At 38.7% G+C, this 11,844-nt stretch carries 12 protein-coding genes; 11 read left to right on the top strand and 1 reads right to left on the bottom strand.

The genetic code is table 11. The annotated features are described in order from the left end of the window. The first annotated feature begins 1 nt into the window (after position 1). The 11 genes from floA to recO all read left to right on the top strand — a co-directional run bounded on the left by floA (position 2) and on the right by recO (position 9,858). Positions 2-1,006, top strand: a complete 1,005-nt coding sequence (gene floA / locus MKY08_RS14335; protein ID WP_024363037.1) for a flotillin-like protein FloA — start codon at positions 2-4, stop codon at positions 1,004-1,006. Between the two features lie 27 nt (positions 1,007-1,033). Further along, entirely contained in the window at positions 1,034-1,525 is a 492-nt protein-coding gene (locus MKY08_RS14330; protein ID WP_069513514.1) for a hypothetical protein, read from the top strand. A 54-nt stretch (positions 1,526-1,579) separates the two neighbouring features. Further along, positions 1,580-1,840 (top strand): hypothetical protein, encoded by a 261-nt coding sequence (locus MKY08_RS14325; RefSeq protein WP_024363035.1) that lies wholly within the window; start codon positions 1,580-1,582, stop codon positions 1,838-1,840. Further along, positions 1,830-2,942, top strand: coding sequence for a sporulation protein YqfD (locus MKY08_RS14320; RefSeq protein ID WP_069513516.1), 1,113 nt, complete (start codon positions 1,830-1,832; stop codon positions 2,940-2,942). Before MKY08_RS14325 ends, MKY08_RS14320 begins: the two co-directional genes overlap by 11 nt. Before the next feature lie 2 nt (positions 2,943-2,944). Continuing rightward, complete coding sequence (locus tag MKY08_RS14315) at positions 2,945-3,901, top strand: PhoH family protein (protein WP_069513518.1); 957 nt, start codon at positions 2,945-2,947, stop codon at positions 3,899-3,901. A gap of 482 nt (positions 3,902-4,383) precedes the next feature. Further along, positions 4,384-6,504, top strand: coding sequence for an HD family phosphohydrolase (locus tag MKY08_RS14310; protein WP_069513520.1), 2,121 nt, complete (start codon positions 4,384-4,386; stop codon positions 6,502-6,504). Between the two features lie 9 nt (positions 6,505-6,513). Then, positions 6,514-6,987 (top strand): rRNA maturation RNase YbeY, encoded by a 474-nt coding sequence (ybeY, locus tag MKY08_RS14305; RefSeq protein WP_069513522.1) that lies wholly within the window; start codon positions 6,514-6,516, stop codon positions 6,985-6,987. Continuing rightward, complete coding sequence (locus MKY08_RS14300; protein WP_069513525.1) at positions 6,988-7,338, top strand: diacylglycerol kinase family protein; 351 nt, start codon at positions 6,988-6,990, stop codon at positions 7,336-7,338. It abuts the gene before it with no gap. Positions 7,339-7,580: 242 nt separating this feature from the next. Further along, a complete protein-coding gene (locus MKY08_RS14295; RefSeq protein ID WP_081328040.1) occupies positions 7,581-7,994 on the top strand; it encodes a cytidine deaminase in 414 nt (137 codons plus the stop codon). Continuing rightward, positions 7,981-8,898 carry a GTPase Era gene (era, locus tag MKY08_RS14290; protein ID WP_025220028.1) on the top strand — a complete coding sequence of 306 codons (918 nt, stop codon included), beginning with the start codon at positions 7,981-7,983 and terminating at the stop codon, positions 8,896-8,898. The genes MKY08_RS14295 and era overlap by 14 nt, the downstream gene beginning before the upstream one ends. A 165-nt stretch (positions 8,899-9,063) precedes the next feature. Beyond that, the gene (recO, locus tag MKY08_RS14285; protein ID WP_069513527.1) at positions 9,064-9,858 is read left to right on the top strand and encodes a DNA repair protein RecO; all 795 of its coding nucleotides are present in this window, start codon (positions 9,064-9,066) and stop codon (positions 9,856-9,858) included. Positions 9,859-9,887: 29 nt separating this feature from the next. On the opposite strand, the gene MKY08_RS14280 is transcribed toward recO, so the two are convergent. Continuing rightward, positions 9,888-11,315, bottom strand: a complete 1,428-nt coding sequence (locus MKY08_RS14280) for an S-layer homology domain-containing protein (protein WP_069513529.1) — start codon at positions 11,313-11,315, stop codon at positions 9,888-9,890. Positions 11,316-11,844: the final 529 nt, after the last annotated feature.

The following is an 11,844-nucleotide window of genomic DNA, read 5'->3' as shown; positions in this document are numbered from 1 at the left end:
CATGGGATTTGATTTAGCTCTAATGGGTCCAATTGTCGGGCTAGTCTTATTATTTATTGTAGTCGCGGTATTCTTTACTTTTGTACCAGTGGCGCTGTGGATTTCTGCTCTTGCAGCAGGTGTCCGCGTTAGTATTTTCACATTAATCGGAATGCGCTTACGTCGTGTCATTCCATCGCGTATCGTCAATCCGTTAATTAAAGCCCACAAAGCTGGCTTACCAGTAACTATTAATCAGTTAGAAAGTCACTATTTAGCAGGTGGTAATGTAGACCGTGTCGTAAATGCACTAATTGCTGCTCACCGTGCGAATATTGAACTAACATTTGAACGTTGTGCTGCGATTGATCTTGCGGGACGTGATGTATTAGAAGCGGTACAAATGTCGGTTAACCCAAAAGTAATTGAAACACCATTTATTGCAGGTGTTGCAATGAACGGGATTGAAGTAAAAGCGAAAGCACGTATTACTGTGCGTGCTAACATCGAACGTTTAGTCGGTGGTGCAGGTGAAGAAACAGTTATTGCCCGTGTAGGTGAAGGGATCGTTTCTACAATCGGTAGTGCAACAAGCCATACAACAGTCCTTGAAAATCCGGATATGATTTCACAAACCGTGTTATCTAAAGGCTTAGACTCGGGAACAGCATTTGAAATCCTATCCATTGATATTGCGGATGTTGATATCGGCAAAAATATCGGTGCGGAATTACAGATTGAACAAGCGCAGGCGGATAAAAACATCGCCCAAGCGAAAGCAGAAGAACGCCGTGCAATGGCCGTTGCAAATGAGCAAGAAATGATTGCACGCGTTCAAGAAATGAAAGCGAAAGTAGTGGAGGCAGAAGCAGAAGTTCCGCAAGCGATGGCAGAAGCTTTACGCTCTGGTAATCTTGGTATTATGGATTACATGAATTATCGTAACATTCAAGCGGATACAGCTATGCGTGACTCCATTTCAAAAGTAAGCCTAGATAAATCAGAACCAAATGAACCGAACGTATAACATACGGAAAGGAGCGAGTGCTAACAAATGGAACAACTTATTTTATTTGCAATTATAGCCATAGTCAGCTCGCTTTTCGGAAAATTAAAAAACCCAAAAGAACAAAAGCCAATGCCCCCTTTCAATAAATCTGCGCAACCTTCCGCTCATATGGAAGTAGATGAGCCGATGCAACATCAGCCAACGACTAAAAAGCAGAGCTTCGAGGATTTTGCACGAGAGTTTTTAGGGGAAATGAAAGCGGAAATGACGACAGATGTTCCGGGAAAACGAGTGGAACCAAGAGAAGAAAGTGTGAAGGAACACATTCCTAGCTATGTAGCACCACCGTTAACGCCGACGGAACCTTCTAGTCGTAAAATTGAACGACCTAGCCTTGGTCGTTTAGCTGCGGGGAAAAAAGATAGCCCAGTGGCAGCCTCCAAAAATGGATTCCAACTACCAAATTCCCAAAAGGCAATTGTGCAAGCAGTGGTAATGGCTGAAATTTTAGGTCCACCAAAAGCAAAACGAAAATAACTAGCATGTCCTCCTTTTTTGGCGCATATATTGCCGAAGAAGGAGGCATTTTTTATGAAAAAATTATTTCAATTAACGCCACTACTTGAATTAACACAGTATGAAACATTAAAAATTATCGGTCCATATCGCTTTTTACATGCGGATGCTACATCGTGCTCGTTTATTTATGCAGATTATCATATTATTGTGCGTGGAAAATCCGTTGCTATAAATGCAATTAAAGAAGAAATGCTTCATCTTTCAGTAGAGGATTTGCAAGAATTACATGTGAAAATGACTAAAGATTTGGGTGTGAGCAATCATGTGGAATAATCGACCGATCATCATACGTATAAAGCGTCATGAAAATGTTCATCCTTTTATTCAAGCATTGCATGCGCAACAAATACCATTAAAGCGTGTCGTCTTTCGGGAGCAAGAAGTGACATTTGAAACGCATATGGGGTACTTGTCTAAAATTCGCCGTATACGCAGTCGCTATCGGCTCAAAATGACTGTTCATTATGCAGATGAACAACAGGTTTTTCGAGCTCAACTTTGGACATTACTTGGTTTGTTTATCATGATTTTAATCCCTTTGCTATGTGCGCAAGTAGTTTGGCGCGTCGATATTGAAGCGGCTACACCAGAATTGCAGCAACAAATAGAGCGAACGTTTCAAGAAACTTTTAGGCTAGAAACACCTATGACGAAAAAAGTGTTACCGTCAGATGCAGTAATTCGGCAAAGTCTGTTAGAAAAGCATCGAGATTTAGCTTGGGTGCATATTGAAAAACACGGTGGTCGAGTTATTTTAAGACCACAGGAATCGCCTAAAAAAACGGAGCTGACAACAGAAAAACTTGCTACCCATTTAGTTGCTACGAAAAGTGGGGTTATTACAAACTTTAATATTCAACACGGCGAACGGAAAATTTCTGTTAATGATACAGCGTATGATGGGGACGTCCTAGTTAGTGGTGTCATTGAAAGTGGGGATGATCATGTTTTTGTCGGGGCAAAGGGAGAGGTATTTGCCGACTACTGGCTTGAATGCACATTTAAAATACCAACAAAGCTAACACTTCAATCTTTGCAGCAAAAGCAATGGCGTGTCGTGGTGAAAGGTATTCATAAAGAAGCGGTTGATTATGTACAAAAGAAAGACTTACCAAATTGGCTAAATCCTTATGTTTCCATTGTGGAGGAACAGCAAACAAAAACGATGGAAATTAAATTAGATGAATCTAAAATAGACACGTTGTTAATGCCACTACTTCATGAAAAGATGTTGCAATCCCTTCCTGCAAAAACAGTTATTAAGAAAGAAAACCTTTTACAGGCGAAGTGGGGGAATGGTACAGTTGAAGGGAAAGTTCTATTTTTAGTCAATGAAAACATTGCAAGTCCAATAAAAGGGCCACAAGGAGAATGATTATGTCAGAACATTTAACTGTATTACAAGTGGATAATCCAAATGAAGCGGTCATGTTACTAGGTATATCTGATGCGAATATGAAATTGATTGAAGAGGCACTTCACGTTCATATTATTACACGCGGTGAGCAAATTCAGCTTGCGGGTGAAGAAGAAGCAAAAGAACAAGCGACATATCTTTTACATGCATTATTAAAAGTTATTCGCAAAGGCATTAATATCGACCAACGCGATGTAGCAACCGCAATTGAAATGACACAAAAAGGAACAATTGAATATTTTGCAGAACTTTACGATGAAGAAATTGCACGCACGACAAAAGGGAAACCAATTCGTGCTAAGACAATTGGTCAACGAGAATACATACAAGCGATTCGTCACAAAGACGTTGTTTTCGGTATCGGTCCAGCAGGTACCGGAAAAACGTATTTAGCGGTAGTAATGGCTACACAAGCGCTTAAAAATGGGCATGTAAAGCGTATTATTTTAACTCGTCCTGCAGTGGAAGCAGGAGAGTCATTGGGCTTCCTTCCAGGCGATTTAAAGGAAAAGGTAGATCCATATTTACGTCCACTCTACGATGCCTTAAACGATATTTATGGCTCGGAACAAACACAACGCCTTATTGAGCGAGGAACGATTGAAATCGCGCCTTTAGCATATATGCGAGGACGTACGTTAGATGATGCTTTTGTTATTTTAGATGAAGCACAAAATACAACACATATGCAAATGAAGATGTTTTTAACACGTCTTGGCTTTGGCTCGAAAATGGTTATTACTGGCGATAAAACGCAAATTGACCTTCCTAAAAATACAGAGTCAGGATTGATTGTTGCGGAACGCACGTTAAAATATGTCAAACCAATACATTTCCAAATTTTAGAGCAAGGCGACGTTGTCCGCCATCCAGTCGTAGCAAAAATCATCCAAGCTTATGAAGAACAACAACTTTAAAATAACCGCCTTAGGCGGTTATTTTAAAGTCTGTACCGAAAGCGAAGCGGCAGGTACAACGATAGAAAAGTCTGTACCGAAAGCGAAGCGGCAGGTACAACGATAGAAAAGTCTGTACCGAAAGCGAAGCGGCAGGTACAACGATAGAAAAGTCTGTACCGAAAGCGAAGCGGCAGGTACAACGATAGAAAAGTCTGTACCGAAAGCGAAGCGGCAGGTACAACGATAGAAAAGTCTGTACCGAAAGCGAAGCGACAGGTACAACGATAGAAAAAGTCTGTACCGAAAGCGAAGCGGCAGGTACAACGATAGAAAAAGTCTGTACCGAAAGCGAAGCGACAGGTCAGCGAATTATGCATATCTAAGGTTAAATGTGACGGCTATACATATACGTATAGCTGTTTTTTTGCTTTCTTTATACATTTTTCGGGAAAAATGTTTTTTGAATTGGTATGATAGAAGATAGATAGGGGAGGTGCCAAATGGAGAAACAACTTCAGAAAATTACGGAGCTTATTGGATTCCGCTACTTTTTGATTGTCGTTCTCATCCTTACAGGAGCATTACAATTTACATTTATGTATGGCAATGTAAAGGGTGTTACATATGATTTTAAACCGTTGCAACTTGCGTCAGAAACAGTAAGATCAACGAAAACCATCGAAGATACCGTGAAGACACAGCAGGAACGAGAAAAGGCTGCTAACGCAGTTACGCCCGTCTATCAATTTTCTGAAGACGTCGCTAAGCAACGTGTAGCAATCGTGACGTCTTTATTTGATTATGTTCTCGAAGTGAAAAAGGATGTCGAAAGTAGTAAGGACCCTGTTGCAACTGTCGACCAAGTGGCAAAGCTCCGGAAAAAATTAGAATCCATTGATGTGGATCAAATGCCTGTCGTCTTTACCGATGCACAGTTAGAAGGCTTATTACAACAAAGTGAAGCAGATTTAAAGCGAACAAGCATACAACTATCAAAACTTGTACAGGAATACCTAGAAAAATCAATTCGAAAAGAAAATGTGTTAGCTGCTCAAAATGATTTTGAAACCAAAATACGTGGACAGCGTGGCTATCCTGATAGGATTTTAAGTACCGTCGTATCAATTGGACGTGCTAGTATTATCGAAAACGAAACCATTAATGAGGAACAAACGAAAGTTAGAATAGAACAAGCAAAGGAAGCCGTTGAACCAACACGTATTCTACAAGGTCAAATCATCGTACAAGAAGGTCAGATTATTGATAATGAGGCTTATCGCCAGTTAGAGCTACTTGGTATGGTGAGTAATAAAGCATCGCTGAAACCGATTGCAGGGCTAATTATTTTAACGTTCATTCAAATGATATTTATGTATATTTTATTTGATCGTTGGGAAATAGAAGAACAGAAAAAGCGCAATGCATTGCTCGTAACAGTTATTGTGTATAGTTTTTCTATCTTGTTAATGAAGTTTATAAGCTTAGTGGCGGATGGGTTTGATGTGACAATTGCCTTTTTATTCCCAACAGCTTTAGCTACAATGCTTGTACGTCTGCTCGCTGATGATCGAGCTGCAGTCCTTATTACCGTCATGACAGCTGCTTCAGCAGGGGTTATTTTCCAAGAAGGATATTCCTCTGTAATGCAGATGGAAATTACTTTGTATATCATATTTGGTGGCTTTGCGAGTTTATTCTTTATGCGTAGTGTAGAAAAGCGCTCGCATATTATGCAGGCGGTTGCCGTAATTTCCGTTGTAAATATGGGCTTTATCGCATTTTATTTATTGATGACACAATCATCTTATGGATTATCTGAGCTATTGTTTTACTTTATAGCCGCGATATTATCAGCTCTACTATCTGGTGCGCTAACAATGGGACTATTGCCATTTTTTGAGTCAGCATTTAGTTTGCTCTCCACATTACGTCTCATTGAGCTTTCCAATCCAAATCATCCATTGCTGAAAAAGCTACTAATGGAGACACCGGGAACATATCATCATAGTGTAATGGTAGCGAATTTAGCTGAAGCAGCATGCGAAGCGATAGGTGCGGACGGATTGCTGGCTCGTGTAGGTTGTTATTATCATGATATTGGCAAAACGAAACGACCAGCTTTCTTCATTGAAAATCAAATGTCAGGTATGAATCCGCATGATTCCATGCCTCCAGAAACAAGTGCTGAAATAATTATTGCGCATACAACTGATGGCGCAGATATGCTAAGACGTTATAAAATGCCACAAGAAATTATTGATATTGCGCTACAACATCATGGTACAAGTCTACTTAAATTTTTCCTTTACAAAGCGAAGGAAGAAGGAAAAGTAATAGATGAGGCAAAATTCCGTTACCCAGGACCAAAACCTCAAACGAAGGAAGCCGCTGTAATAAGCGTTGCTGATAGTGTGGAAGCGGCGGTTCGTTCGATGAAAGAGCCAAATGCTGAGAAAATTCATAAACTCGTTCGAGCAATTATTGATGACCGTGTACAAGATCATCAGTTTGATGAATGCGATATTTCAATAAAAGAGTTAAAATGTATAGAGCAAGTACTTTGTGAGACGTTGAATGGGATTTTCCATTCCCGTATTGAATATCCAAAGGCAGATAAGTAGGAGGCACTAATGATTTTAACGATTGATTTTACAGATGAAACAAATGAAGTGACAGCACAACATATGGAGCTTGTAGAAAAGCTTTTACAACATGCTGCAAAAGTGGAAAAGATAGAACCTGAAACAGAAGTATCAGTAACTTTTGTCACAAATGAGGCTATCCAAGAAATTAACCGAGAATATCGCGATAAAGATCAACCAACAGATGTGATTTCCTTCGCGCTAGAAGAATTAGGCGAGGGAGAAATGGAAGTAACATTTGAAGGCATGCCACGCATTTTAGGTGATATTATAATTTCCACGGATCGCACTAAGGAACAAGCAGAAGAATATGGGCACTCATTTGAACGAGAATTGGGCTTTTTAGCTGTCCATGGCTTCTTGCATTTATTAGGTTATGACCATATGGTACCTGAAGATGAAAAGGTGATGTTCGGCAAACAAGAGGAGATTTTACAAACTTTTGGCTTAGGACGTGACTAAATGAACTTACGCAAATATTTACGTTCATTTGGATATGCTTTTGAAGGAATAATCACAGCATGTAAAGAGCAAAATTTTCGATCCCATTTGCTTTGTGCGTGCATTGTTATCATTGCTGGTTATTTCACAGGTTTATCACGAGTTGAATGGTTGATTGTGCTATTATTAATAGCACTGATGTTTGCGCTTGAAATGATTAATACCGCGATTGAGCGAGTTGTAGACCTAGCATCAACAGATATTCACCCACTCGCTAAGCAAGCTAAGGATATTGCAGCGGGTGCGGTGCTTGTATTTGCGGTATTCAGTGCTATAATCGGGTTACTTATCTTTATACCGAAATGGTTTTAGTTTAGTTCCATTACAAGCTACCACTTCGCTAAGTGAGGATAAATGCCAATTATGCTCTCATGCATGTGTGGTTTAAACGCTGGCAAAAATCAATTGAAAACCCCAGCAAATGTCACAGATTTTGTAGAGGCGCTTTTCAAGCATGCTCGAAAGAATCTAGACGCAATTACGTTGTGGCGTAATGGATAGTGCCTAGTAAAAGAGGCATATTTGATTTTTTATGTAGAGGAGAATTAGCATAGATGAAGATAGATATGCATGCATTACTAGAAGAGTCAAAAAAAGCACGCGAGAAGGCATATGTTCCCTATTCGAAATTTAAAGTAGGAGCTGCGCTTTTGACTAAAAATGGCGATGTCATCCACGGCTGTAACATTGAAAATGCTGGCTATAGTATGACAAATTGTGCGGAGCGTACGGCGTTTTTTAAAGCTATTTCAGAAGGTGTTTATGATTTTGAGGCAATTGCGATTGTAGCGGATACGGAAGGCCCTTGTGCGCCTTGTGGAGCTTGTCGCCAAGTGATGGTGGAGTTTTGCCCACCAACTATGCCTGTCTATTTAACAAATTTAAAAGGTGATGTCACGGTAACGTCAGTTGGCGAATTAGTACCGTTTGCATTTACAACGGAGGATTTAGAGAATGCTGGAAAATAACACTGGCTATAAGTCAGGCTTTATCTCAATTATTGGAAGACCAAATGTCGGGAAATCTACATTTTTAAACAGGGTCATCGGTCAAAAAATTGCCATTATGAGTGATAAGCCACAAACAACACGTAATAAAGTACAAGGTGTACTAACAACAGACGACAGCCAAATGATTTTTATTGATACACCAGGAATCCATAAGCCAAAGCATAAGCTAGGCGATTTCATGTTAAAAGTATCTAAAAATACATTGCGTGAAGTGGACGTTATCATGTTTATGGTAAATGCGGAGCAAAAGCTTGGAAAAGGTGACGAGTTTATTTTAGAAATGCTCGAAGGTAATCCAACGCCTGTGTTTCTAGTCATAAATAAAATCGATCAAGTGCACCCAGACGAATTAATGGGTATTATCGACAGTTATAAGGAACGTTATGACTTTGCGGAAATTGTGCCGATTTCAGCACTGCAAGGTAATAATGTTGAAAACTTACTTGCAACACTTACTAAATATTTACCTGAAGGCCCACAATATTATCCTGCCGATCAAGTAACAGACCACCCCGAGCGCTTTATCATTTCCGAGTTGATTCGTGAAAAAGTGTTACATTTAACACGTGAGGAAATTCCGCATTCCATTGCAGTAGTCATTGATAAAATTCGTCGTGATGAAGAAAACGAAGGGAAAATTCGTGTAGCCGCGACAATTATTGTAGAGCGTGATTCTCAAAAAGGCATTGTGATTGGGAAGCGTGGAGCATTACTGAAAGAAGTAGGAATCCGAGCTCGTAAAGATATCGAAATGTTATTGGGTTCTAAAGTATATTTAGAGCTATGGGTAAAAGTGCAAAAGGATTGGCGTAATAAATCGACACATCTTCGTGACTTTGGATTCCGCGATGATGAATATTAATTTTCTTCACATAGCTTGATTCTTCAACGAAGTCTTCCTTATCGAGTTGTTGAAGTGGACAAACAGTTGAAGTAATGCTTGATTCAGAAGAGAGAAAACGGAGCTGTCCAAATATGTTTGGAGAGCTCTATTTTCATGGAAAACTTGAAAAAAGGAGGGGGATGGATGCTTTATAAATGGGAAGGTATTGTGCTAAAGGTGCGTGCTTACGGGGAATCCAATAAAATTGTGACGCTACTAACGCGAGAGGCTGGTAAAGTAGCAACGATGGCGCGAGGGGCCAAAAAGCCTTCAAGCAGATTATCAGCCGTAACACAGCCCTTTACATATGGTATGTTTATGGTGCAGCATCATACAGGTATGGGCACTTTGCAACAGGGAGAGCATCTCAATTCAATGCGTCATATACGTGAGGATATTATAGCGACAGCCTATGCGAGCTATATTATGGAACTAGTGGAACGTGTAGTAGAAGAGGGAAAAGCAGAACCTTTTGCATTTGAAGTACTCTTGCAAGCATTACAAGCAATTGAAGATGGCTATGATCCAGAAGCCATTACCCTTTTTGTAGAGTGGAAAATGCTCCCTTATACAGGTGTGCAACCGATACTACATGCTTGTGCTTCTTGTGGTGCAGTGGATGGGGAATTTGCCTTTTCCTTTGCACAAGGAGGTTTCCTATGCCACCGCTGTTATCAGCATGATCCATATATCATTCGCTTAACACCAACACAGTTAAAGTTAATCCGCATGTTTTATACCGTGCCAATTGATCAGATTGGTAAACTGGAATTGAAAAAAGAAACAAAATATTTCATAAAAAAAATTATTACCACGATTTATGAGGAACAGACGGGGATCCGCTTTAAAACAAAGAAATTTATTGAGCAATTAGAAAGAACACCTGAATTACAGTTAAGACCATCTAAAGATAAAACAGAAATGCCAGAGGACAATTAATGTACCCTCTGGCATTTTTACATGATGAATTAGTAGTCTTCCATATCATCGTATAAATCGTAATAAGTTGCCCATTTACCTGCAATTTTCATAAATTCAACATTTAAATATGCAGTTTCTCCATTTTTTCCAGTTACATGTATCATGGCATTGCCCTCTGCTAACGGTGTTACAATCAATTTGTTTCCATTAAGTACTGCTTTGACTGGTACTTTGTAAGTTGGATCAGAACCATCATCTAAATCTTCTAATGCAACTTGCACTGGTTCAAATGTAAAATAATCGCTTGTAAATGTTAGTTCGTCCGTTAGTTCGTAAAGGTCAATACTACGTACAAAATCATACGTATATACATCAGCCGCCATTATTTGTTGTTGGGTACCATTTGTGAAAGTTAATAAGTATTGTCCATCTTTAAAAATGGATAGTGTTGTACCATTATCTTTTGTTTCTAGTGCATAGGAATCCGAAGATAAAGCTTGTCCATCCGCTGTTTGTATACTTACTTCTGTAGGTGTGAACGTTAAATCTGTTTCATTTAAGTTGAGCGGTAGATGTTCTAAATAGTCTTCTTCATTTACCTCTTCAAGCGTTGTTTGTAGCTTGCCGTCTACAGTTTTTACATGAACTAAGAAAAAGAAATCTGTGAACTCTTCTGTCTCTTCGCTAAAACCAGAAATAACTAATTTACCAGTACCTTCTTTTAAAGGTTTAATCGTAATGGTATTTGTCATAATCTCTTCATCATCCCATGTGAAAATATCCTCTGCGGGTTCAATTCCACCATAAGAAGCGAAAATATAATCTTGATTAAAACGACTTGCAGAAATCGTAGCATTATTTTGAGTGTTTTCTGCTCTTACTACAAAAGAAGCAAGTTGAGAACGTTTTACATAACTTTGGGGACCAAAAGTAGTCGGTGTCGTGCCTTTTGTAATGTTATTAGAAAATAATGTTTGAATATATGGCTCGTATTCACTGCCAGCTTTTACATCCGTAAAGGGAATATCAATATCATCAGTAATTGTTAAATCAAAACCTTTGACAATCATTTTCGACAATTGACCTCGTGTAATTTGTTTCGTTGGGTTGAAATACCCATTAGAGCCTCGGATGATTCCTGCTTCTGCTAGTGCAGCGATGGCACCGTAGTTTTCATTGTCAGGAGTAATGTCCTTAAAGTTAGGATTTGTTACATGAACAGTATCAAGATGTAAAATGCCTGCTAAAATTTTGGCAGCCTGTGTACGGGTAATAAAATTTGCGGGCTTGAACGTGCCATCTGGGTAGCCAGATATAATTCCACGCTCTGCTAAGTTTATAATTGCCTTCCCATCCTCTGTAGAGGAATTTATATCGGGGAATGATGAAGCAGCATATGCTGGGGGTGCTATGACAATGGCGCTCGTTGCGATAGTTGCGGCCATAACCATTTGATAAAAACGATGTGTATTCAATTTGTTTCCTCCAATGTCCATTTTTATAGCTTGCTTTTTTCTAGTAAAAATCCTTCCTATGTACAGTTTCAAACTTCCGGACGATTGATTGTGAATGGTTGGTATTACTATGTATTGTTAAAAATACGTACTTTAACATAAAAGATTAACTATAATAATATATTTATAACAAATTGTTGAAGGTGAGAATAGAGGGAATATTATCCACTATAAAATGGGAATTATGAGATATAAATAGCATTGAGCTTTTGCTACTAGGAAAAAAAGATTAGTAGATAACATTTAGTGAGAAATTTTTTGTTTTTTAAGGCATTCTTTATATTAATAGAAAAATAGCTATTTTTTATAAGTATACATTTGTCTATATTTTCAAATAGGTCAAATGAAATACCGAATTGCATGGATATCGATTAATACAAATAAAATAAATAAGAATAAATAACTAATTTTTAGATAGTTTATAATATATGCATAGTATTAACTAATCATTTAAGCCCCATATACTAGTTGAAAAGGCATTTTAACCTAT

This window comes from Lysinibacillus sp. FSL M8-0337 (genome assembly GCF_038593855.1).
GTDB classification, from domain to species: domain Bacteria; phylum Bacillota; class Bacilli; order Bacillales_A; family Planococcaceae; genus Lysinibacillus; species Lysinibacillus sphaericus_D.
This window is presented reverse-complemented; position numbering and strand designations above follow the sequence as displayed.